Below are 22,790 nucleotides of genomic sequence, written 5' to 3'. Positions count from 1 at the left end.
AACCAAATAGGCCCAGATAAAAATAGCTCCATGCTTTGTTTATCTGAGCCTATTGGTATGTTATGATGTCGGTTGCCTCACATCAAGCGTAGTGCAGAGCGTATGATGCAACTGTAATTTCTAATCGGTTGTCGTTTGCTTTGAGTCAGCCTCAAGCTCAGCTCCACTGTCATCATCTAGTGATTGCTCTAAGATCTGCTCAGAATTGTGCGCTTCATCCTGCTCTTCATCGTCCCGTAAATGCGACAAGATCGTACGTGCTAACTGCTCGCCGATCCCCACTTGACGAAGATCCTCGATCTCGGCCTCACGAATCTTCTTCAAAGAGCCGAAGTGCTTCAGCAGCGCTTTACGCCGCTTTTCCCCGATACCTGGTATGGCGTCAAGCGCAGATACGACCATCGACTTGCCGCGTTGTTCCCGATGAAACGTAATTGCAAAGCGATGCACTTCCTCCTGTACACGCTGCAACAAATAAAACTCTTTGCTATCTCTGCCAAGCGGCACCACCTCTGCTGGGTCTCCTGCCATCAATTGTGCTGTCTTATGCTTCGTATCCTTAACGAGACCACATACCGGAATGTACAGACCGAGTTCATTCTCCAATACATCAATAGCTACCGCCATCTGGCCCTTACCTCCGTCAACTACAATCAGATCAGGCTGCTCCAAGCCTTCCTTTAAGACACGCTCATATCGTCTGCGTATGACTTCACGCATCGTCTCATAATCATCTGGCCCCTGCACCGTACGTACCTTGTACTTCCGGTATTCTTTCTTGGCCGGCTTGCCGTCGATAAATACAACCATTGCGGATACAGGATCAGATCCTTGAATGTTCGAGTTATCAAAAGCCTCGATCCGGCGTGCCGACTTAATGCCAAGTGCCTCGCCAAGACGTTCCGCTGCACCTGCTGTCCGTTCCTCATCACGTTCGAGCAGTTTGAACTTCTCTTCTAGCGCCACACGTGCATTATCCATTGCCATCTTCACCATTTGCTTCTTTAAGCCGCGTTTCGGCACAAGCACCTTCACTTTTAACCATTGGTGCAGCGCCTCTGCACTGGATCTTACTGGTGGTGCAGACTCATCGACTTCATCTGCTTCATCTACACCATCTAATTCATCGCTGTGAGCAGCAGCTTCCTGCTGATCGGTGTGCGTTGTCAAGTCGACATCAGGCAGCGTATCTACATGCAACGCATTTCCGTGCAAACCAGTCTCGGTTATCAACAAATCGTTTCTATCGGCATCCAAAATCTCTAAGTCTGATTGTTCCGACATCCAATCCGCCTCATCCGGCAGCAATATCGCCCGCGGAAGTGCAGGATTGTCACTGTAATACTGTGTTACAAATGTTATAAAATCATCATATGCATGGCCGTAATAAGGAAATTTAGTCGCATGTCGTTCAATCATTTTGCCCTGCCGTGCGTACAAAATTTGAACGCACATCCAACCTTTATCCACTGCAAAACCAAACACGTCGCGATCCATCTGATCCGCCGTATTGATTTTTTGTTTTTCCATAATTGCTTCAATCGCCAATAACTGATCGCGGTATTCTTTTGCTCGCTCGAATTGCAGCTCTTCTGCCGCTTCTTCCATCTTACGCCGCAACTCTTTTTTAATTTCTTCATGTCCACCATTCAGAAATTTGGCGATTTCCTGCGTCATGACTTCATAATCACGCGCTGTAACCTCGTATTCACAAGGTGCTAGACACTGGCCTATGTGGTAATAAAGACACACTCGATCCGGTATCGTGCGGCACTTGCGCAGCGGATACAATCTATCGAGCAGCTTCTTGGTCTGCTGCGCTGCAAATGCGTTCGGATAGGGCCCAAAATATTTGGCCTTATCCTTCAACACACGCCGAGTGACTTCCAGCCTAGGGTGCTGCTCGTTTGTTATTTTAATATATGGGAAGCTCTTATCATCCTTCAATAAAACGTTATATCGCGGATGATGCTGTTTGATCAGATTACATTCGAGAATAAGGGATTCCATGTTACTGCCTGTAACGATATATTCAAAGTCACGTATCTCCGAGACAAGCCGCTGTGTCTTGCCATCATGACTGCCAGTAAAATAGGAACGGACACGGTTCTTGAGCACCTTGGCCTTGCCTACATAAATTATCGTTCCTTCGCTATTTTTCATCAAATAGCAGCCAGGCAGATCAGGCAGCAGCGCAAGCTTGTTGCGTATCCGCTCTAACGCACGCTCACGCGCCTCCATCTCTTCTTCGGTGAGCACAGCCTGCTGCTCGGGAGCATATCGTTCATTCCAACGTTCTTTCCAACGCTCGGATTGCCCATAAACACGCTTGTCTGCCTCATTCGCTTGGCCTTCCTTGTCCTGAAGGTGTCGTTTATCCTCGCGCTTCAACCGGATCCCTCCTTTCTATGTGTTCGCTTTTTTGTTCGCTTCTTCTTATTGTATACGAGCACAAGCAGAAGAGAAAGCCCTATCCCGAGCTAAACTTAACCATAAAAATTATGAAAATCAGCCGATACTATAGCTCTCCCATTGACCCCAAACAATTACATTTTTCTCGACAAGCTCCTCATTATATGATAATACTAACGTAATATGAATTAGTATAATTTAGGAGGTCATCATGAGTTTCCGCTCACAATTGCTCAGATCGTTTGTAATTGGCGTCGTTGCTATGATACTCATCATTTTGATCGTATTATTTCCAAGGCAGTTAGACATTACAGTAGACCGTTATAAAGTCGTGGCTGATTATCAATTCAGTTGGAATGTGTATGGGAACAATATTATCCAGTTTTTAAAAGGTGTAGTTCAAGATCACACTCTCGGTATGACCCGTCATCACGATGAAACCGCTGGTACAGCCGTATTACGCTCCATGTCCTTCAGTCTGATCATTATTGTGACAGCGTTTACAATCAGTTTTGTACTTGGCACCTTAAAGGGTATCCTTGACTACCAAGGCTCAAGAAGAAAAATCGGGTTCCTTGGCAATTGGACGACTTGGTTGTTTCAATCCATCCCTGATTTTCTGCTGCTGCTATTGATACAATGGCTGCTAATTCGCTACGTGCCTTCGCTTCGTATATTCACACAGGAAGGATGGACAGCCTTTCTGCTGCCTTCTTTATTAGTATCCATATATCCACTTGTGTATATTGCCCGTATTACGAGTGCCTCTCTGGCAGCTCAGGAGGGACAATTGTACATCAAAGTAGCGTGTGCAAAGGGATTACCGCGTACGTTGGTCTTATGTAAGCATATGCTCGCCAATTGTGCTGGCAGCATTTTGTCGCACTTAAATTCCTTATTCGTCTATATTTTGTCCAATTTATTAATGGTTGAGTATTTTATGAACTATCCTGGAGCAGCGCACCGCCTATTTAAAGCGATGGACTATAGCACCTCATTTGGAACAGGTCACAATTATGAGCCAGGGGTCATTATTGGCATCTGCTTCTGTTTTATGCTTCTGCTCTTGTTCGTTCAATGGATCAGTCAAATATCAAGAACCTACTTGGACCCAAGAAAGGGGGTATAGCACTTTGAGGAATTTAACCTTGTGGATTGGCGCCATTATGTTTACCTTACTTATGTTTGTAACGTTCGCAGGACCTTACCTCCCATTTATTGATCAAACTTTAACACCTGAGAAGCATAGATGGTCCCAGGATGAGCGCTTAATTCTCCCACCATATGAGCCATCAAGCCACAATCTGCTTGGTTCTGACAAAGATGGGGTAGACAATTTAAGCAAAATTATTGTAGGCGCCAAGGAAACACTACTTATTATTTTCTCCATTACCGCTTTAAGGTATATGATCGCAGTCCCGCTTGGGCTCCTTGCATACCAAAAGAAAGGGCTTGCAAACAGCATACTGACAGCATGGAATCAACTTTTTTCTTACTTGCCTACATTATTCTCTGCTGTTTTGCTGCTCAGTCTCCCCTTCCTCCTGTTTGCTACTTGGCGGCTGCTTTGGGTCATCTTCATTTTGGCTGCAATCGAAATTGGCCGTGTCGCCTATATGATTCAGCAGCAGACTTACCAAATTTCTCGAGAGCCATATGTAGAAGCTGGTTACGCTCTAGGACTTCGTCCCTGGCGGCTAACGAAAAGTTACTTCATCCCTGCGCTTATGCCTGAAATAATTGTTCATTTCTGCGTGGACTTAGGCAAAGTTACACTTCTGATCGGCCAATTAGGTGTGCTAAGCATATTCCTGTCTCAGGAATGGGTAGAGGTTGGCGCGATGTCTATGAAGTTGATGAACACTAGCCACAATTGGATGTCATTGCTTGCCTCCATGCGAGCTGATATTTATGTGAGCAAATTTACCTATATCTTCTATCCTGCGCTTGCTATTATGTTTACAATTTTGACGTTTAACGTACTTGGTGAAGGTATTAGAGCACATTTTAATCGACGCACACACCATTCTTTATAATATGCATAGCCATTCTGACAGCACTCATGCACAATTGCGAAGCAAGCAGCACAAAAAAAGCCCTCCCATTAAGGGAAGGCTTGCTCCGTTAATCTTATTGGTGTTTAGCCACTAAGCTTTTTAATGCGTCTTTGGAATTCAAGCCAACAACCTTATCAACAGGCTGGCCGTCTTTAAAGACGATAATAGTTGGGATGCTCATTACGCCAAAACGAGAAGCGGATTCAGGATTCTCATCCACGTTCACTTTTGCAATTGTAGCTTGTCCAGATACTTCGCCATCCAGCTCTTCCAAGATTGGAGCGATTGCCTTACAAGGACCACACCAAGGTGCCCAGAAATCAACCAATACGACGCCTTGGGATGATTCTACGTCATTGTTGAAGGATTGGTCAGATACATTTACGATTGCCATGAGTAGGTTCCTCCTTTATAGTCAGTTACTTTTTTTTAGAGTCAACAACTAAAGTATACCACAACTCATCTTATTATGCGAAAGCACATGATGAATTTTGTTTATATTTTGTCACATGATTGTCAAGGCTAATCTTTACAAATCATGGTCACATTCGCTATACTAGAGACAATAATTGGGTTAAAATACCTGTCTTGATTGTGAGATGTATCATTGCAACAAGACGCAGACCGTTAGGAGGACTTGCTATGGAAACGAGATCAATTGATCCTCGTGAACACGTGATGGAAGAGCCGCGAGATGATTTGTTTGATGTGTTTACAGGCTTTAACGTCATGCTCGGATTTATGACTGTAGTCTTTTTCGGCATGGTGATTATCAAGTTCATCATATCCTAAGCATGTCTCACGCTGTATGAACTGCTGAAGTCCGCACCTCTACTTGACAAGAGGCACGGACTTCTTTGTTATGTCTTCATATTATGATCAATCGATATAGATTAACTAAGACCCCCGCTTGTTACGACCGTTCACAGCCACTACCTGAACATATGGGCGTATCCGATCCATGAGACGTTCGGCCTTGTACACATCTTCACCTTCACGGGTATAACTAAAGTGCTTAAATAAAGCATCCATATCATAATTAGACGTATAAAAAGTAGGCTTGCGGTTCATCCGATGATTTAAAATGGACCCTAATACATGATCACGTATCCACGGCGTCATATTTTCCGCCCCAATGTCATCAAATACAAGCAAATCCGTCTCTTTCATCATCTCAAGCGTATCCCGCAGCTTCTTCGGTTCTTGGAACATGGACTTCAAATCCTCGACAAACTCCGGCATATAAACGATAACACCCGTATAATCGGCTCTAGCCAATTCATATAGCATATAACTCATAAGGAATGTCTTTCCGGTACCAAACGAGCCACTTAAATACATCCCGATCGGAGATATTCCATTTTTATGAGTCTCTTCAATATAGTCCATTATACTGGCCACAGCAGGTATGCGCTCATAATCCCGTTCCATAATCTCTTGAGCGGAGTATCCTTGTTTTAGAGCCATCTCATCCACAAAGAATGAACGAACTCTGTTATGGACCGTCTGCTGCCGCTCATGGGTGAGCTGCTTTTGGCAAGGCACTTTTCTATCTTCAATTAAGGAACGCCCGTTCACATCAACAACCGTTAGCTTTGTAAAATGTCCTTCAAAGTCATTTGGGCATTTCTCCAGTCCTGGACAATGCTCACAGGCACGCTGCTCTTTCACATATTGATACATTTTGTTCAGACTCGTTTTGAGCGTAAAGTCATCCAACTCTGGATGATCCATTCTGAACTGCTCAATTAAGGGATGATGCAGCAATTCATTCATCTTCGCCTCTGCTTGCGCCCGTCGTTCACGAAATGGAAGCTGCTTTAACACGTCACCTAATGATTCCATCAGCGGCACCTCCTTTCAAGCTGATCTTACCGTTCTGCACTTCTATTTCCGTTATTCAGTTTCATTGTACATGACGAGGTTATGTTATCTGCTCTTTCGGTTTGCATCCAAACGACGAGCCAGCTCGCGTGCGCGCTCTATCTCTTCTTGTGATAGCTGTGAAGCTTCCCCTGTCGGCTGTACAATCGGAATAATCGGCTTTTGCTGCTGCTTCTGATAGCGACTATTCGTACGATTGCCCTTGCTTGCACGACCACTGCCGTTCGGAGTACCTTGCCCGTTGTGGTCAGGATTGGATTGCGTACGGATATATTGTACAGCTTCCTCGTACGATTTTACTTGTTTTAGCAACATATTGGAAACAATCTGATCAACAAATGCACGGTTTAGTCGTTGATTGCCACTACCTTGAGCCAACATCATCATTAAATAGTGGATGAGTACGTTGATCACTTCATCCTTCAATTTATAATTCAAATCCATCTTGGTGAACATGTCCAAAAACGTATCCGGCACCGCTCCTGGGAAAAACTTCTCGAGCAGGCGGGTGTACGGCGTATTTCGCAGCATCATATTGTATTGATGAATGTCACACTTACCGCCAAATTGTGGAGGCACCTCTAAGTAGTATTCCATTTGAACAGCAATTTCAGGCTCCTCGATGTGAGCACCTTGATCTGAAGCGGACTCTGCCGACTGCTGCACATGCTGAATCTTGTGCTGCTCGCGTTCACGCCATTCCTCACGCTTCTTATTCTGCCTAAAATGCAAGTGGGCCCGATGCTGTAACTCGTCCAACAGCAGTCTGCCATCCACACTGAACACACCATCCTCATCCAGCAGTCTGCACAGCTCTTGAGGTGTCAGTTCAAACTTGCGTACGACATAATTAATAATACCCATACCTTCGCGGTCATGACGCAGCCTCTCCACATATGAACGATTATAGGAGTATTTAGGAAAACGAGTAATAATATCTGAATAATTTAACTCAGGTGACTGGCCCTGCTGTTCCATCTGCGTCAGGCTTCGACTTGGTGCGACTTCCTGCAACGCCTGCTCCAATTCATAATCGATGACCTGTGTATTCAGGCGGAACAATTCGTAGAATGGAATGGAAATATTTTCTCGATGTGCCTCTGCATGTGATTCTGCAAATGGCTCCTTCGTATTAAATTGCTCCCGCAAAGACAAAACCATGTATTTGCCTACTTTATCGCGTAGCAGCAGCGTAAGATGCTGCGTATCAAAAAATTGCACTGGTGATAAGGGGGGTTGAAGCTCATACTCAAACATATAATCTTCCGCCTGGGGCAGCATAAGACGGGAAGTCTGGAGCAGCCCTACTGCCTCAAGCTTTGATGTCTGCTCAATGAGATAAGAACGCCCCTTCTCGCTCGGCTCCATCCCAAGCAGCAGAAACAACTTACGCTGTGCGTCCATGCCCGAGAAACCGACCTGATCAGCTGGCACATGTTGATAGAGAAGATGATACAAGCTGATAGCGAAAGCACCTATCATCGGTTGGTACACATGGGATAACATCTTATGGTCTAATTCACTTAAGCTGAACTCCCGATAAGTGACATACCGATGTTGCTCGGTATAATGAAACAGATTGGACATTCGCATCGAGTATATCTTCTCCTTCCGTTCGAAACATAGTGGAACTATTGTAACATAAATAGAGCAAACTCGTCCGTCATAAATGGTGGTAATGAACGAGTTTGCTCTTTTGTTAGATGCTGCTTAAACTATTCGTCTGCTGCTTGCCGCCAGTTCGCGTTCAGCACTTGTGCTGCTGCGATAGCTTCAGCATCATGCAGCACCTCGCCAGGCTTTGTTCCTCTACCGATAATATAGCCTTCTAACGTCATCCCCATAAATTCACAAATATGTTTAAATTGTTGTACAAGAGCTAACGCCGTTACTTTCGCATTAGGCCCGCCTACAATAACAACATATACTCTCTTCCCTTGCATGCGCTCTTTAAATTGTAAGGAGTGGTCACGCAAGCATTGGGACCAACGGTCGATGAACAATTTCATCTGTCCTGACATGCCATACCAATACAAAGGCGTCGCTAGCACCAGCGTATCATGGTTCAGCATCGCTTCAACCAGTTCCTTCATATCATCCTCGACTGGCTGAAAGCCTTCTGCCGTATGCCTTTCATCTACGATGGGTGTAATATCGTATTCCCGCAGCCGCACCGTTTCCACTTCAATTCCTTGCGTTAGCCGTTCAGTAAGCAGTTCCGTGTTTCCACCTTCACGAGCGCTTCCTTGAATAATGAACATATGCATCCTCCTTCACCAATTATGTTTACAGTCATCATAGCTAAAATTGCACGCCGCGACAACTTGAGTAAGCATACCTTAGACGCTCACCATACATTCAATTGGATAAATAGATGCCAATAGCGATTAGAATAACCTCTACCCTTACTTAATGGATATCGTAAGTTTTCCGAATGGCGAGCAGCTCTTGAAAACGCCGCTCCAACTCCTTCTTCTCTTCTTCTACGTGCGTCGCAGATAGGCGCGCCAACAGACTGGACCATTCGAGTTCAAATCTCATTCGATCCTCCGCGCTCAGGCCGGTGTCACTGTTGTTGGATACAGACGAATTGACGCTACTGCTGCTGGAATTGTCACTGTGAATCGGGCCCTGCTCTGTCCCCCCCCAAGTGATGATGCGCAGCAAGCCGCCATCTAGCCGCAGCTCATGTGTAGCTACCTCTTGCGTAAACATACGGTCATGTGACACAAATATCAATGTTCCAGGATACTGCTTCAACAGCACCTCTAACTGCTCACATGCCTCCATGTCCAAGTAATTAGTAGGTTCATCTAGGATGAGCAGGTTTGCTTCACTTAAAAACAATTTGACTAGCAATACCTTGACCCGCTCACCACCGCTTAGGCTAGAAAGGGGTTGAAGCGCCCGACTACCCGCCAAATTTAATCGTGCCAAAGCCGTTCTTACCAGATGCTCGGGATAACGGCTGGAAGCACGCACATTCTGGACAGCATGTGTGTCAGCCTCTAGTCCTAACAAGAGCTGATCGAAGTATGCAATATTAACTTTGGGCGCATATTGCAATTCGCCATTCAGGCACAACCCTTCCGCGGCAGTCAGATAGGCCGCACGCTGCTTCTCCCCGTCAAGCCTAACTTGCTTATACGTATCGTGGATGACACGAATAAGCGACGTCTTGCCCGCTCCATTCGGGCCTGTGATGGCAATCCGCATGCCTGGCCTAATTCTAAAGGAACTCGGCTCTACTAACATTTTGCCCGTATTCTCAATCCCAATGGCAAGGTCTCGGGCTTCAATAACGATCTTGCTGTGTATAGCTTCATGAAACGCTAAATCAAAGATCAGTTCTGGTTGTTCATACGGACGCTCAAGCAGAGGAAGCTGCGCAATTCGTTGCTCCAGCGCCTTAACTGTTTTCTCTACCTTTGCTTGCTTGTGACCAAAGTGTGGCTTTGCACTACGAATCTCCTTACTAGTCAATCGATTCGTGTTCGGGGCTTTGCCCACTCGCTTAGCATGTTCCTTTTTATGAGCCAGCGCTTCCAATAGTCGGCTTTTCTCTTGTTCATTGCGCTCATACGCATGCAGCTGTTCCTTGTACATTCTCGATTTTTCTTGCCGGTAAGCTTCATAAGCACCTGGTCGTCTTCCTGCATACACATTTAGCTGCCTGTTTTCCACTTCCCATATTTTTGTGCATACACGATTAAGACACATACGATCATGGGAAATAATAACGACCAACCCGCGGTGCTTCCTCACCATGCGCTCCATTTCCTCAATCGCCTGCACATCCAGATGACTTGTTGGTTCATCCAGCAGCCAAATAGGTGACTTGCTTTGATAAAGAAGCTTTAGCTTATGCTTTGTCCATTCTCCCCCGCTCAAATGATCCAGTTCAGGTGACGCCGCACTAGTCGAACGATCGTCCCATTGCGTAACGACGCTGGAGCTGCCGTATCTGAGCACACTGCCCTGTTCCGGCTCCAGTTCACCGCTCATTACACGCAAGAGCGAGCTCTTGCCAGCACCATTAACTCCAACTATCCCGATACATTCTCCCTCGTATAGCTTTAATATTTCGCCGTTCTCAAATAAGATGCGGTCGCCAAATCCGATACGCAGCTGCCTTGCTTCCATCAATAATGTCATAAAAAAACCTCCCTAGGAACATTCCTAGAGAGGACTATATGTCTTGTCATCATTACAAGTCAGTTCGGTACAATATTGCCCTGATCACACGTAAATACGCAAATAAACACGGCAACAGCTCTGCTTAAACCAGATTCCTCGAACTTTAAGGAACCCGTTCAAAAGCATAGACACTGTACGACACACTGAAAAATAGACAGACTAATCCTCTCAGAACGTTCATTTTGATATACACATGGTTCAAAATGATGCATTAAGATCGAATTAGTTATTCATCAGCCTCGTACCTTGCCTTTCATCAGAATAATGTAACTACAGTAATATATTATACTCAACAGCATATCCAGATCAAGTGCGAACTTTAACAGAGCACTGATGTACAACGTTCTTGCTATAGGTTGATCTGTTCCAGCTTAGCTAATACGTTGTGACCTGTATGCTTCCATGCAGCAAAATCAGCAGCATCAGCTTCCGCCCATAACTCATAAATTTCCGAAGCTTCTGTATGATCTACATCTAAGGCGATTCGGATTAAGTGAGTAATTTGAGTAAGTAATTCCTGATTTAAATGTGTCTTGATCGTATCCAAATCCAGATCCGCTGTAAGCGGGTGAACTGGTTGCATACCATAAGCGATCAAAATAAGCTCACCGATGGCAAGAATAGACGCCCCCTCATCCACTTCCATATACTCGTCTTCGAGCCATGTATTGTGGATATACTGCACCTGTTCTCGAATAGAGGCAGGATTATGTCCTATCGCAATTAAACAATCTCCCGCTCCATCGTTATCAAATAAACCTGTGTCCCACGCTCCCACTGCCTAAAAGCCCCCTCCATATACTCGCTAGCGCACTTGCAGTTGATGGAACAGGTCCATCTGTCCTGCCTGATTGCCCCGTTCAAATCCGGGTATGATGCCGATCCTGAGAAATAAATTAGAACATCTGATATCCGCTCTTCCGCAAAAAATGAATTGTTTTGCCGCTTATGATTGCACCAAGTACCCCTGCTAACGCTGTCAAATAATCCACAAGCCCATAGCTGAGCAAGTTGCTGGCAAACGTCTCACCTTGATTCCACTGCATAATAACCGTAGCAGGCAATATAATGACCATATACACCCCTACAGGGAACCACGTCGTTTTCATTAACATGTTCAAGATAAACCCGATGCCAAACATCATCACAAAAAACAATACCATTAATATAACTACCATGATTAATCCTTCCACTTACACAAGCCCCCTTGCGCATATGAACTCTGAAATCTCGCTATGTATGGTATGTCGCAAACTTTCCTCATTTATCAACATTTTCCTATTGACTAGTCCTAGTTTACTTCCATAACCTGCAAAAATCAACGAACATTCAGTGACATTTCGCACATCAAGTTGCCCACTCAAAGTGAAATAAGATACAATGTTAGAGAATGAGCAAATTAGTATAGTTATCCATTACAGTATAGTTGGAGGCTTATATATGAATGAAGCGGCGTTAACGCTCGAAGGCTGGTATGCCCTGCACGATTTCCGTACCATGAACTGGGCACTATGGAACAAGGCTGACGATGAAGAACGTGCACACGCGCTCGATGAACTGCACAGCCTGTGGGAACAATGGACGCAGACAGAGAATGACAATCAAGGCAGCACGGCCGTATACAGCATTTTAGGCCAGAAAGCTGATTTTGTCATGTTCCATTTGCGTGAGACGCTTGAGGAACTGAATGCGCTTGAAGTTCAATTTAATAAATCTGCTTTCGCCCGCTTTACGATTCCTACGTACTCTTACGTTAGCGTAGTTGAATTAAGCAATTATTTGGCTAAGCCTGGCTCCAACGAAGATCCGATGGACAACCCTGAGGTTATCGCTCGTCTGAAGCCTGTCCTGCCTAAGGCTAAGCATCTTTGTTTCTATCCTATGAACAAGAAGCGTGACTTGCAAGATAACTGGTATATGCTCTCTATGGAAGATCGCCGCACAATGATGCGCAGTCATGGTATGATTGGCCGCAGTTATGCTGGCAAGGTCAAGCAGATTATTACAGGCTCTGTGGGATTTGATGATTGGGAATGGGGCGTTACACTGTTCAGTGACGATCCGCTGCAATTCAAGAAACTCGTATATGAAATGCGATTTGATGAGGTTAGTGCTCGTTTTGGCGAATTCGGCTCGTTCTTTGTCGGCAACCGTCTGACCCCAAGCGAATTGAGCACAATGTTAAAATAAACAATTGTATAAACAGTTGTAGTGGGTGTATTCCAGAAGTTCAGGGATACACCCTTTTGTTTATTGTTGGCTCCCACTACAACAAAAAAAGGGAAGGCAGTAATAATTCTCTGCCACCCCTTGTATTAATTGTCTAACTTTCATCCTCAGCGCTGTCATTACGAAGCGATGCAAGATATTCCTCCGTCATTTTGTCGCGTGCACGGCTTTTGTCCTTCAACCGCTCAATCGCTGGTTGAATTAACAAATCCACTTCTTGCTGAACCGTATACGCCAAATCATAACGAGTCTGCGATTCCAAATAGGAACCAACCTCCATTAATGCGTTATAACGATCCAGTTCTTCACGCGTCAGCAGCCCTCTAACCTGTACGCTGCAATGTCTCATAACTTAGAAGAACTTCCCTTTGCGCATAGCAAGCGATACGCCGCCAATAATAAACAACCAGCGGATGTCGATTACTTTCTTCAACTGAGCCGCCCAGAAGCCTTTCAGCTTCTTGCTTCCTACGACGCCGATTGCTTCGCCTTTACCTAAAGAAGCAACAGTACCTTTATTCTGGTACGTAAACTTCTTCAACGGTTGATTGCGGATCGAAGCCACGATGTTGCTGGCAGCAACAGGACCTTGCTGCATCGCCATCTGTGCTGTCGGCGGGAATGGACGCTCATTTTCCGGATTAATCATCAGCGAGTTATCGCCGATAATAAAGATATTGTCTTGGCCTGGCACACGCAAGAACTCATCAACTTTAACACGTGCACGCATCGATTCGAAGCCTGCTTGTTCGATAAGACGGCTGCCACGAATACCACCTGTCCATACAATGGTAGCTGCCTTAATCTCTTCGCCCGTTGCCAAGATAACACTTTCAGGCGTACATTCCTTAATTGCAGTTGCAATCTTGAATGTTACCCCTTTCTTGGTCAGCAACTTCATCGCATAATCGACCAACTCAGGATCAAATCCTGGAAGTGCAGTCGGAGCAGCTTCAATGTTGTAAATGTTCACAAGTGAAGGATCAATGCCGTGTGTGCGGCACAACTGCGGAAGACGGTCTGTCAATTCACCGACAAACTCGATTCCTGTAAAGCCTGCTCCACCTACTACAACGTTTAAGCGATCTTCACGTTTGTCTTGCTTGTATTGCGCAAACTGTTGTTCAATATGCTCACGAATGGCGCGCACAGAGTTGATGCTGCGGATGCTCATTGCATATTCAGCCAGACCTGGAATTCCAAACGTTTCAGTTTCGCCGCCCAAGCCAATTACAAGATAATCGTAAGACAAAGTTCCGTCTTCAAGAATAACTTTCTTCTCTTGTGTGCGGATTTCTTTCACTGTCGATTTCACGAAATCAATCTTAAATTCGTCAATGAGCTTGGAAATGGATACGTGAGCATTTTCTAGTGTATCTGTACCTGCTGCTGGCATGTGGAGATGTGTAGTAAAATAGTGGTAGTCGTGCTTGTTAACCAGTGTTACGTCTGCCTCGTTGTAGTTCAATTCTTTTTGCAAGCGTTGAGCCGTCATGATGCCCCCATAGCCTGCGCCTAAAATTACAATCTTCGGAATAGTACTCATTGTTAATTCTGCTCCTTCCAACCTGAATCCTGCATGTATTCTATATGTTTGTACCTCATTAAACTTTGTGTGTGTGAAAAACACCACAAAAATGTGCAAACGTAGTGGAAACAATCCATTTACAAGGAAATCCACTTCTAAGGTGACTTGCCGTTCAGATCACATTATCTTGTTATATTCAGTTACAAAAGTCACTTACAATCCTACGTCAAATTCCGTAATATATAAATGTTACGTTCTAAACGTCTGGATTTCGACCTCTATCGACACATATTAAACCATGATCGACATCATTACATGTAATTATGCAATTCAACTGCAATCATAGCTATTTTCAGCCTAAAATTCAAGCACAATTTCCAATGTTCTTAAAATTAAAGCGATTTACTTTTGGTATTTTGTAAAACTATGCTGCATATCGCAAGCTATAACTAAATGGAGAAACTGTTCCCAAGCAAGAACAGGGACAATATCTTTCCTTTGTACGATAGTTAATGGGCGCACACATCGTGATCCAATTAGCGTAAGTTCTCTTAAATGACCCGCATCTACCTCTCGTTGTACAACATGCCGTGATAACAAAGACAAGCCTAGTCCAGCACGAACCGCTTCCTTTACGCCCTGATTACTACTTATTTCAAAACTTCGTTTTATGGTTAAGTCATAGTCAGTTATAAACTCCTCACTAAAACTACGTGTCCCAGAACCCGTCTCCCGCAGCACCCAGACCTGCTCTTGAAGCTGATCAATTTGTACAGTCCGAAAAATTGCAAGCGGATGATTTGGCGCCACAACCAATATCAATTCATCTTCGGCAAATACCCGGATTTGCATGTCCTTGTGTTTGACTCGACCTTCTACCAATCCACCGTGTAATTGCTGTTGATATACTTGTTGCACAATATCGTGTGTATTATGAATACTTACTCGAATTTGCACTTGCGGGTACATCTCACTGAATTGGGCAATTAGTCGCGGCAATACGTACTCACCAATCGAATAGCTGGCACCAATACATAGCTCCCCGGTTATCTCCTCGCTTAATCGTTGGATGTCGATCCGCGTTTGTTCCATAAGACGTACGCACTCTCGTGCCCGTTCTACGAATAAATGTCCAGCAGGCGTCAAAGAGACTTTCTTTGGTGATCGCTCCAACAAGCTAACATTAAGCTGCTGCTCAAGCTGACGAATACGCATACTAACAGTAGGCTGGGTGAGATGGAGCAGTTCCGCTGCCTTTGAGAAATGACGCTGTTCAGCGACAGTAATAAACATTTTGAGCAATTCTAAATCCATCACCTAAATGGCGCCTCCAATCGTTATCGTATCCTTTCCTATCCAGTATCATGCATACTGCTCATTCAATCATAGATGAATTTGATGATTAAGTTCAATATAATCGATTTCCATTTATGATTAAACATGAATATAGTGAACTTAACACCGCAAACACATTATCCCTTTGCACCTAGAGAAAGGAGCTCATCCCATGTCCCCCGCAATGAAACGTTATGGATTCATATACGGTATCACGCTCGCCCTAATTTTATCTTTGGCAGCCCGCTATATAGGCAAGCTCCCGGGCCTTCACATGTTAGGTCCGTTAGTTATTGCCATTTTACTAGGAATGGCTTGGCGGCACTGGCTTTGGCTGCCGCAAAGCACGGATAGCGGCATTCGTTTTGCAGCCCAAAAAGTGCTTCGTTTAGGCATCGTTTTACTGGGCTTGCGCCTAAACTGGCAGGACCTTGCAAATGCAGGTTCCTCCGTGCTTTGGCTAGCCGCTGCTTGTTTATTGTTTGGAATTTCTGTTGTATATGCGATCTCCCGTTGGTTTGGCATTGATCATGATCTTGCGATGTTGGTTGCCTGCGGTACCGGCATCTGTGGAGCCGCCGCTGTCGTAGCTGTAGCTCCCCAACTGGAAGCAGATCGCGCCAAAACAGGCACAGCCGTAGCTATCGTTTGTGTGATGGGTACGTTGTTTACGATGCTGTACGCCGTAGTATTTCCGATGCTTCCTTGGGACGCCTTGCAGTACGGGAAATTTGCTGGCGCGACACTGCATGAGGTTGCTCATGTCGTGGCAGCTACTGATCCGCTGACAAGCGCAGCTGTCAATCTGGCCATTATGGTTAAACTAAGTCGTGTTGCACTGCTAGCTCCAGTAGCGCTGCTACTTGGAGTCATCACAACACGGCGCAGCAAGCGAACGCAGTATGCAAATACTTCGGTACAGGATAAAATAGCTTCAACTGCTGCAACAGGATCACTTGCAGCCCGCTTGCTAGCGTTACCGATCCCTTGGTTTGTGCTCGGTTTTTTAGCTGCGGCCACCATTCGCAGCCTTGGGTGGATTCAAGCAAATACCGCGGCTAGCATGGTCGATTTCGCTTATAGCCTGCTTGGTATGGGGATGGCAGGACTGGGGTTGAACATGCGTGTCGAACATATTCGTCAGCATGGAATTAAAGCATTTGCGGCCTGCCTGATTGGTTCTCTGTTGCTTGCAGGCATGGCTGCAATTTGGATTATGTAGACAGGTTGTGAATTTCTCTGTGTATCACGCAAGCAGCATACTTTAGTGCGGCGCGGAGCTGCGTACACCCATCGGTTGCACACCTAGCGAGAAGTTGTAACTGTCGACTTTGTTCACGATATAGCTGAAATTGTTGAAAGTTAGTTCTCATCCATAGTTTCCATTATGGAATGTAGGGTTTATAATGGTGTATGTGCCTAAGGGCTATTTAACCATGATTTTAGTCACAATGCCATTTGGAGGTGCTTAGCCTTGACTACTACTGATACACAACATGATATTGTCGATATATTAATTATCGGCGGCGGCCCCGCTGGTATGTTTGCAGCCTTTTATGGCGGCATGCGCCACGCTTCGGTACGCCTGATCGAAAGTATGCCGCAGCTAGGAGGACAATTAGCTGCGTTGTATCCTGAAAAATACATCTATGATGTAGCCGGTTTTCCAAAGGTAACCGCTCAGGAGCTAGTAAATTCGCTGAAGGAACAGATGGATCACTTCCATCCTGACGTTCGCCTTGAAGAGAAGGTTATCGGCGTTAAGAAGCTCGATGAGCGTCTGTTCGAGGTTACTACGGACAAGGGCGTGCATCACTCACGTGCTATCATTATTACCGCTGGCGTAGGCGCATTTGAACCACGCCGACTTGATCTTCCGGGCGCGGCAGCATACGAGAAAGCCAATTTGCACTATTTTGTCAGCGATTTACAAAAGTTCAAAGGCCAGAAAGTGCTTATAAGCGGCGGCGGCGATTCCGCATGCGACTGGGCGCTAATGCTTGAACCGATCGCAGAGCAGGTAACACTTATTCATCGTCGCGACAAGTTCCGCGCGCATGAGCATACGGTACAGCAATTGCAAAATTCAAAGGTCCAAATTCTGACGCCAAAAGAAATCACGCATATGCATGGCGAAGGCCGGATTGAGCGTGTTACGATCGAAGACGTCAAGACAAAAGAAACGACAGACATCGATGTTGATGCCGTCATCGTAAACTTTGGCTTTGTTTCTTCTCTTGGCCCGATTTCGGAGTGGGGACTTGAGATTGAGAACGGCTCTATCGTAGTTGATTCTCGCATGGAGACCAACATTCCAGGTTTGTTTGCTGCTGGGGACATCACTACCTATCCTGGCAAATTAAAACTGATTGCCGTCGGTTTCGGTGAAGCACCTACTGCCATTAATAACGCTAAAGTTTACATTGATCCAACTGCAAAGCTGTCTCCTGGACATAGCAGCAGCATGAAGAGATAATCCTTGTTACAACTCACATAGGCAAGGAAAGAAAGGGTATCCTACTCCATATCTATATATACTGGAGGAGGATACCCTTGTTTGATGTTTGTCAACTATGCAACGGCATGATCAGTCCTTGTTGGTTATGCCCGAACTGCTTGAACCCAACCATTGATAGTGGCAAACGGGAAGATTATGATGGACCCTATGCGCCTTATCAGGTAGAAGGCCGATTGACAGCAGTGGATAAGAGCACATTCGACTCGCAACGTTCTAATGTCACAGTCTGTATGCATATCATGTACTGCGAGCATTGTCATTCAATGACAACGGTAAACGGGCTTCAATTCGATGCAAGCTCATAATGTCGCATGGCACACGCCGGTACTTTCTTAGTTGATTACCGGTAAATGTCGAACGGTCGGACGAAGGCGGCGTCTTTTCATTTCCGCGAGCAACAACGCAATGAACTCTTCGTCTAAACGCAGTCGTATTGCCTGTAGATAAGAATCTACGAGCAACTCATCGGAAAGTAAAGCCATCTTAATCACAACCTTTCCTTAGTTTTCCTTTACTGCCTCATCATATCATGCTAACGAAAAACAGAACAAGCGTTCCGTTATCCACAGGCTTCTGTGGAAATATTGTGTATATATTGTTGACAACCGTCGATTCCCCACAGCTATCAAGGCTTAAAGTGTGGATATAGTTATCAACAGTTTATTTATATTGTTAATTAATAACTAACTTTGATGAATATCCCTCTTAAAATAAATAAAATCTATCAAATCGATATTTACATACGCTAATAGAATAGATTTCTCAAAAAAAAAACCGCCCCCACTCTATTGGGGGCGTGTATTCACTTCAAAAATCCACATCTTTCCGCTGCGCTCGATCCCATAATCAAAGCCTAATTGACCAATGCCAGGATATTTAGCTTCCAAAATAGCGGTACATATTCTTGTAACGTGTCTCATCTCGTTCTTTTTAGATCGAACCCGATTACCTGATAACGATCGACGAATGCCCTGCCCAGCGGTCAGCATCGTACCGCCTTTACACAAATTTGTCACAAACAGCCCTTTGCGCGCCACACGACCAACCAAGGAGCGGAACACCCATGCCCCATTTGTTTTTACAACTTTGACCCGATAATCTATTGGGCGTCCACCAATGGTGGCCAAGCGTATTCCACGTTGTATCAGATAGGAACGTTTCTTCTTCGCTGATGACAATGAACGGAACATCGCATCAAAGCTCGAAAAGGAACGCGTGTGAGCCATGTAAGTGTAGCGATAAGTTGCTCCTTCTTTTGTAACTTTGATGACACCAGCGCCACCGCCGCCAACAACTGGTTTAATGACAACAAATCCATATTGAATTAACATCTGATGCAAATTAGAGGAGTTATACATACGTGTCGCAGGGATATAGTCTGCTACGCGTGAGTCTGACAACAGCGCTTCCGTCTTCAGCCATTTACTGGCCAGCTGCCTACCATCCATGCGCGTATCCCCTTTCTTCGTTATACCTATAAGGTACTCATAGTCCATGTCCACTTCTTGTATGATTGTCCACGGCGTTCGCCTTATTTTAATAGACTCGTATAGTTCTGCTTAAAAGGGACAGGTTTTGGCTTGTCAGTTTCTGCCGTACAATGGTATCGTATAGGTATATTCAACCAGCAGATGATCTTTAATTCTGCTGTGCCGATAGGAGAGACTAGAATGGATACAGCAAGCGTATTTCAAGTTTTATATTGGATTGCTATTATTTCAATGTCTGTTGTGCTTGTTCTTGTCAATATTGGAATTTTCGCAATCAGCTTTCGTTTTATGAAACAACGCAAATTAATACTTGGTTCAGGCGCTTGTCTGTTTTCGATCTTCTGTTTTTATTTAATCGTCTTAATGATCAATCGCACTTTTTTGTAAACCAAGCGGCCTTCGGCCCCTTCTCATTCCTTAACGTTATCTTTTAAACCTTCACGGCGCAGGAGCTCGCACCAGGAAGGTTTTTTTGCATGATTATCGGCTATGATTTGGATATGCGAGCAGGTTATTGTATAATACAGCCGTTCATTCTAGGTCTAATGTCGTCACGTCTTGAGACGGTCTACATACGGTTTTGATCGTCCCCGACCTCATTATGCTCGTTTACAAATAAGTTGCCTAGGGTTCTCCCTTCTAATAGATTTGGAGGTTATATAACAAGATGCAAATTCGTGTATTGATTGCAGATGATGATCCTAATATACTCGCACTTCTCCGATTAGTATTAGAGTCAGAGCAATATGAAGTGGTGGAAGCGCACGATGGTATTCAAGCAGCAGCAATGCTGGAGCAATCTATGATACATCTTGCTGTAATAGATGTTATGATGCCCGGTAAAAATGGACATACACTATGTGCAGAAATACGTGCGCAGTATGACATTCCTGTTATTCTATTAACTGCTCTAGGTGAGATCGAAGATAAGGAGGCTGGGTATAAAGCAGGAACAGACGACTATATGGTAAAGCCTTTTGAGCCAAAAGAACTGCTAATCCGAATGAAGGCGCTGCTGCGCCGGTATCAGCTTGTATCGGATTCCGTTATTCATTTTCCGCATACGCTAATTGATCGATCCGCTTACACCGTTTCTACTAATGGACAAATACTGACTTTGCCTCGTAAAGAGTTTGAGCTGCTCGTGCAGCTTGCAAGCTATCCCGGGCGCATTTATACGCGTGATCAGTTGCTGGATTGGATATGGGGCATCGATTATGAAGGCGACAGTCGCACCATTGATGTACATATAAAACGGCTAAGAGAGCGGCTTCATCCGTTAACTTCTGATTTTCGTATCGTTACGATACGGGGGCTCGGTTATAAGTTGGAGGCCGCCGAAGGATGAGGTCTTTATACGGTCGTATTGTGCTTTTTTCCGTTGTCATCGTAATGATCAGTTTCATTGTCGGGCTAGTTGTAGCCAATCTTGTATACGCTCATGGTCTCAAAAACCACTATGAACAGAAGATGGAGGCCGTTGGCCAGTCCATGCTCACCTTGCTTGAATCACATAATGAAAGCAGCACTGAATGGGAAGCTCAGCTGCAAACGTTATCTGAACTTGGCTATCAGCTCTATCTCGTTGATGGACAATATAACGGGACGATGTATGGGCGCCCTTTTAAAGATTTGACGCTGTCAAAAGAAGTGATTGAGTCTGTACTGTCAGGCAGCCGATACCGCGGTTTAGCGGGAGACAATTGGAATTGGTTTGTGCCTGCTGTATTTGAAAATAAACTGGATAAGGCTGTTGGTTTTCCCTTAACGTGGAACGGACAAGCTTATGCGTTATTTGCCCGACCGGACATGGTACAGCAATTACAAGAGCTTAGACAGATGCTCGCCATCTTATTTGCGACTACTTTTTTTGTCAGCTTAGTACTTATAGCGCTCAAAACACGTTACTTGGTCAGACCTCTAAATCGACTTATGCTTGCGACGGGTGAATTAGAGAAAGGCCGCTACGATATTCAGGTGGACATGGCCAGGCATGATGAGATTGGCGAGTTGGCTCGGCGCTTCACTCGAATGTCGCAAACATTAAAACAAGTGGATACGATGCGTAAGCAGTTTGTTGCAAACGTGTCACACGAGATTCAGTCCCCGCTCACCTCGATCCGCGGACTTGCGGAGCAACTTCGAGATCGCCCGCTTCCTCCTGATGAGGAACGGAGATACTTAAATATTATTGCAGAGGAGAGCGAACGGCTCTCCTCCCTGAGCAGGCAGCTGCTAACCCTTGCTGCACTCGAACGTGGAACTGAAACGCTGAAACGACAGCCATTTCGGCTGGATGAACAGCTTCGCGAGGTCATCATCCGCATGGAGCCAGCTTGGTCTGCTAAGCAGCTTGAGCTGGATCTTGAATTGGATGTCACCGAAGTGCCTGGTGACGCGGGATTGCTGCATCAGGTGTGGGCCAACATTGTTGGCAATGCGATCAAGTTCACAGATAATGAAGGCGTTATCCGTATAACATGTAATTACGAAGAGGCTGACCGTACAGTTAAAGTGTGGATACATAATACGGGTGCTGTGATTGAGGAGCACGATTTACCGCATATATTTGACCGCTTCTACAAATCGGAGGTTGCTAGCAGTCATAATCGTAGCGGTACTGGCTTAGGACTAGCCATTGCAAAACGTATAATTGAGCTCCACGACGGAAGTATCACCGTGCACAGTTCAAGTGGCCAGGGCACAAGTTTCACGGTTAAGCTACCCGTGAACGAAACTTCGCTGACCCTGTAAGCTAATTGTTTGAAGGCAGCTTGATCGCTGAGAGTACGGTTGCTGATGTGCCACCGATACACTCAGATGTGCGCACCCCCTATGGGGCTTCTAATCGCTGCCTATACGCTCGTACGAGCTCTCCCTGTATTTGTAGCTAATCGCCCCGATTGGGTCGGACGACCTATCTCGATTGAGCTTGAATTTCTCTCAGTACGGGGCAGACATCGCTCCTCGTATGTGCCCAGCTTATCGCTTCCAGCACAGGCTGGTCATCGCTGTTCTGGCTGCCACGCAGCGCGCACCTTCGCTTGCTTAAGGCGGCTTTCTCGCCTTATCGAAAGCGTTTCTCGCCTTCGCGGCACTAGTAAGGCGGACATTCCGCCTTACTTCGGCTTTCTGCCGCC

General features: G+C 45.2%; 23 protein-coding genes. 10 read left to right on the top strand and 13 right to left on the bottom strand.

The window, feature by feature from the left end:
- Positions 1-120: 120 nt before the first annotated feature.
- A complete protein-coding gene (gene uvrC / locus H509_RS26275) occupies positions 121-2,241 on the bottom strand; it encodes an excinuclease ABC subunit UvrC (RefSeq protein WP_051287532.1) in 2,121 nt (706 codons plus the stop codon).
- Between the two features lie 382 nt (positions 2,242-2,623).
- Here uvrC and H509_RS0121745 point away from each other — a divergent pair, with 382 nt between their 5' ends.
- On the top strand, positions 2,624-3,541 hold the full coding sequence (locus tag H509_RS0121745) for an ABC transporter permease subunit (protein WP_028546928.1): 918 nt from the start codon (positions 2,624-2,626) through the stop codon (positions 3,539-3,541).
- Between the two features lie 4 nt (positions 3,542-3,545).
- Positions 3,546-4,448 (top strand): ABC transporter permease, encoded by a 903-nt coding sequence (locus H509_RS0121740; protein WP_028546927.1) that lies wholly within the window; start codon positions 3,546-3,548, stop codon positions 4,446-4,448.
- A gap of 94 nt (positions 4,449-4,542) precedes the next feature.
- Here H509_RS0121740 and trxA read toward each other — a convergent pair whose 3' ends face one another.
- Complete coding sequence (trxA, locus tag H509_RS0121735) at positions 4,543-4,863, bottom strand: thioredoxin (protein ID WP_028546926.1); 321 nt, start codon at positions 4,861-4,863, stop codon at positions 4,543-4,545.
- 248 nt (positions 4,864-5,111) lie between these two features.
- Here trxA and H509_RS27850 point away from each other — a divergent pair, with 248 nt between their 5' ends.
- Positions 5,112-5,261, top strand: coding sequence for a YqzM family protein (locus H509_RS27850; RefSeq protein WP_157277881.1), 150 nt, complete (start codon positions 5,112-5,114; stop codon positions 5,259-5,261).
- Between the two features lie 105 nt (positions 5,262-5,366).
- Here H509_RS27850 and dnaI read toward each other — a convergent pair whose 3' ends face one another.
- The 6 genes from dnaI to H509_RS0121700 all read right to left on the bottom strand — a co-directional run bounded on the left by dnaI (position 5,367) and on the right by H509_RS0121700 (position 11,728).
- Positions 5,367-6,314, bottom strand: a complete 948-nt coding sequence (gene dnaI, locus H509_RS0121725) for a primosomal protein DnaI (protein WP_028546925.1) — start codon at positions 6,312-6,314, stop codon at positions 5,367-5,369.
- An 84-nt stretch (positions 6,315-6,398) separates the two neighbouring features.
- A complete protein-coding gene (locus H509_RS0121720; RefSeq protein WP_028546924.1) occupies positions 6,399-7,946 on the bottom strand; it encodes a replication initiation and membrane attachment family protein in 1,548 nt (515 codons plus the stop codon).
- A 122-nt stretch (positions 7,947-8,068) separates the two neighbouring features.
- Entirely contained in the window at positions 8,069-8,614 is a 546-nt protein-coding gene (locus tag H509_RS0121715) for a flavodoxin family protein (protein ID WP_028546923.1), read from the bottom strand.
- A 148-nt stretch (positions 8,615-8,762) separates the two neighbouring features.
- On the bottom strand, positions 8,763-10,508 hold the full coding sequence (gene abc-f, locus H509_RS26270) for a ribosomal protection-like ABC-F family protein (protein ID WP_051287512.1): 1,746 nt from the start codon (positions 10,506-10,508) through the stop codon (positions 8,763-8,765).
- 391 nt (positions 10,509-10,899) lie between these two features.
- On the bottom strand, positions 10,900-11,328 hold the full coding sequence (locus H509_RS0121705; RefSeq protein WP_028546922.1) for a DUF4259 domain-containing protein: 429 nt from the start codon (positions 11,326-11,328) through the stop codon (positions 10,900-10,902).
- A 118-nt stretch (positions 11,329-11,446) separates the two neighbouring features.
- Complete coding sequence (locus H509_RS0121700; RefSeq protein ID WP_036698642.1) at positions 11,447-11,728, bottom strand: YuiB family protein; 282 nt, start codon at positions 11,726-11,728, stop codon at positions 11,447-11,449.
- Between the two features lie 262 nt (positions 11,729-11,990).
- Here H509_RS0121700 and hemQ point away from each other — a divergent pair, with 262 nt between their 5' ends.
- Entirely contained in the window at positions 11,991-12,740 is a 750-nt protein-coding gene (hemQ, locus tag H509_RS0121695; RefSeq protein WP_028546920.1) for a hydrogen peroxide-dependent heme synthase, read from the top strand.
- Positions 12,741-12,873: 133 nt separating this feature from the next.
- On the opposite strand, the gene H509_RS0121690 is transcribed toward hemQ, so the two are convergent.
- The 3 genes from H509_RS0121690 to H509_RS0121680 form a co-directional block, all read right to left on the bottom strand.
- Entirely contained in the window at positions 12,874-13,128 is a 255-nt protein-coding gene (locus H509_RS0121690) for a hypothetical protein (protein WP_028546919.1), read from the bottom strand.
- Between the two features lie 3 nt (positions 13,129-13,131).
- Positions 13,132-14,325, bottom strand: coding sequence for an NAD(P)/FAD-dependent oxidoreductase (locus H509_RS0121685; RefSeq protein ID WP_028546918.1), 1,194 nt, complete (start codon positions 14,323-14,325; stop codon positions 13,132-13,134).
- Positions 14,326-14,709: 384 nt separating this feature from the next.
- Positions 14,710-15,621: a LysR family transcriptional regulator gene (locus H509_RS0121680; protein ID WP_028546917.1), complete on the bottom strand. Its 912-nt coding sequence runs from the start codon at positions 15,619-15,621 to the stop codon at positions 14,710-14,712.
- 193 nt (positions 15,622-15,814) lie between these two features.
- On the opposite strand from H509_RS0121680, the gene H509_RS0121675 reads away from it, so the two are divergent.
- The 3 genes from H509_RS0121675 (at position 15,815) to H509_RS26265 (ending at position 18,465) form a co-directional block, all read left to right on the top strand.
- Positions 15,815-16,864: a YeiH family protein gene (locus H509_RS0121675; RefSeq protein ID WP_028546916.1), complete on the top strand. Its 1,050-nt coding sequence runs from the start codon at positions 15,815-15,817 to the stop codon at positions 16,862-16,864.
- Positions 16,865-17,182: 318 nt separating this feature from the next.
- Positions 17,183-18,118, top strand: coding sequence for an NAD(P)/FAD-dependent oxidoreductase (locus H509_RS0121670; protein WP_051287531.1), 936 nt, complete (start codon positions 17,183-17,185; stop codon positions 18,116-18,118).
- Positions 18,119-18,195: 77 nt separating this feature from the next.
- Positions 18,196-18,465: a hypothetical protein gene (locus H509_RS26265; RefSeq protein WP_036698555.1), complete on the top strand. Its 270-nt coding sequence runs from the start codon at positions 18,196-18,198 to the stop codon at positions 18,463-18,465.
- A gap of 27 nt (positions 18,466-18,492) precedes the next feature.
- On the opposite strand, the gene sda is transcribed toward H509_RS26265, so the two are convergent.
- Both sda and H509_RS0121660 read right to left on the bottom strand, forming a co-directional pair.
- Positions 18,493-18,642, bottom strand: a complete 150-nt coding sequence (gene sda / locus H509_RS27390) for a sporulation histidine kinase inhibitor Sda (protein WP_084159334.1) — start codon at positions 18,640-18,642, stop codon at positions 18,493-18,495.
- Between the two features lie 303 nt (positions 18,643-18,945).
- Positions 18,946-19,608 carry a YheC/YheD family protein gene (locus tag H509_RS0121660; RefSeq protein WP_028546914.1) on the bottom strand — a complete coding sequence of 221 codons (663 nt, stop codon included), beginning with the start codon at positions 19,606-19,608 and terminating at the stop codon, positions 18,946-18,948.
- 709 nt (positions 19,609-20,317) lie between these two features.
- Here H509_RS0121660 and H509_RS0121650 point away from each other — a divergent pair.
- The 3 genes from H509_RS0121650 to H509_RS28075 form a co-directional block, all read left to right on the top strand.
- Positions 20,318-20,998 carry a response regulator transcription factor gene (locus tag H509_RS0121650; protein WP_028546912.1) on the top strand — a complete coding sequence of 227 codons (681 nt, stop codon included), beginning with the start codon at positions 20,318-20,320 and terminating at the stop codon, positions 20,996-20,998.
- Complete coding sequence (locus tag H509_RS0121645) at positions 20,995-22,404, top strand: sensor histidine kinase (protein ID WP_028546911.1); 1,410 nt, start codon at positions 20,995-20,997, stop codon at positions 22,402-22,404. The genes H509_RS0121650 and H509_RS0121645 overlap by 4 nt, the downstream gene beginning before the upstream one ends.
- A gap of 81 nt (positions 22,405-22,485) precedes the next feature.
- On the top strand, positions 22,486-22,790 hold a 305-nt coding region (locus H509_RS28075), incomplete at its 3' end, for a hypothetical protein (protein WP_169450985.1).

Source organism: Paenibacillus taiwanensis DSM 18679 (assembly GCF_000425125.1).
GTDB classification, from domain to species: domain Bacteria; phylum Bacillota; class Bacilli; order Paenibacillales; family Paenibacillaceae; genus Paenibacillus_B; species Paenibacillus_B taiwanensis.
The sequence above is the reverse complement of the archived record's forward strand: the minus strand, read 5'-3'. Positions and strand labels throughout refer to the sequence as shown.

Coding starts and splice junctions, on each gene's coding strand:
- H509_RS0121670 (WP_051287531.1), top strand. CDS start 17,183: ATGTTTGCAGCCTTTTATGGCGGCATGCGCCACGCTTCGGTACGCCTG.
- H509_RS0121675 (WP_028546916.1), top strand. CDS start 15,815: ATGTCCCCCGCAATGAAACGTTATGGATTCATATACGGTATCACGCTC.
- H509_RS0121715 (WP_028546923.1), bottom strand. CDS start 8,614: ATGTTCATTATTCAAGGAAGCGCTCGTGAAGGTGGAAACACGGAACTG.
- H509_RS0121690 (WP_028546919.1), bottom strand. CDS start 13,128: ATGAGACATTGCAGCGTACAGGTTAGAGGGCTGCTGACGCGTGAAGAA.
- H509_RS0121650 (WP_028546912.1), top strand. CDS start 20,318: ATGCAAATTCGTGTATTGATTGCAGATGATGATCCTAATATACTCGCA.
- abc-f (WP_051287512.1), bottom strand. CDS start 10,508: ATGACATTATTGATGGAAGCAAGGCAGCTGCGTATCGGATTTGGCGAC.
- H509_RS0121680 (WP_028546917.1), bottom strand. CDS start 15,621: ATGGATTTAGAATTGCTCAAAATGTTTATTACTGTCGCTGAACAGCGT.
- H509_RS0121745 (WP_028546928.1), top strand. CDS start 2,624: ATGAGTTTCCGCTCACAATTGCTCAGATCGTTTGTAATTGGCGTCGTT.
- H509_RS0121700 (WP_036698642.1), bottom strand. CDS start 11,728: ATGGTAGTTATATTAATGGTATTGTTTTTTGTGATGATGTTTGGCATC.
- trxA (WP_028546926.1), bottom strand. CDS start 4,863: ATGGCAATCGTAAATGTATCTGACCAATCCTTCAACAATGACGTAGAA.
- uvrC (WP_051287532.1), bottom strand. CDS start 2,241: ATGGAGGCGCGTGAGCGTGCGTTAGAGCGGATACGCAACAAGCTTGCG.
- H509_RS27850 (WP_157277881.1), top strand. CDS start 5,112: ATGGAAACGAGATCAATTGATCCTCGTGAACACGTGATGGAAGAGCCG.
- H509_RS0121645 (WP_028546911.1), top strand. CDS start 20,995: ATGAGGTCTTTATACGGTCGTATTGTGCTTTTTTCCGTTGTCATCGTA.
- H509_RS0121720 (WP_028546924.1), bottom strand. CDS start 7,946: ATGCGAATGTCCAATCTGTTTCATTATACCGAGCAACATCGGTATGTC.
- sda (WP_084159334.1), bottom strand. CDS start 18,642: ATGGCTTTACTTTCCGATGAGTTGCTCGTAGATTCTTATCTACAGGCA.
- H509_RS0121660 (WP_028546914.1), bottom strand. CDS start 19,608: ATGGATGGTAGGCAGCTGGCCAGTAAATGGCTGAAGACGGAAGCGCTG.
- H509_RS0121685 (WP_028546918.1), bottom strand. CDS start 14,325: ATGAGTACTATTCCGAAGATTGTAATTTTAGGCGCAGGCTATGGGGGC.
- hemQ (WP_028546920.1), top strand. CDS start 11,991: ATGAATGAAGCGGCGTTAACGCTCGAAGGCTGGTATGCCCTGCACGAT.
- dnaI (WP_028546925.1), bottom strand. CDS start 6,314: ATGGAATCATTAGGTGACGTGTTAAAGCAGCTTCCATTTCGTGAACGA.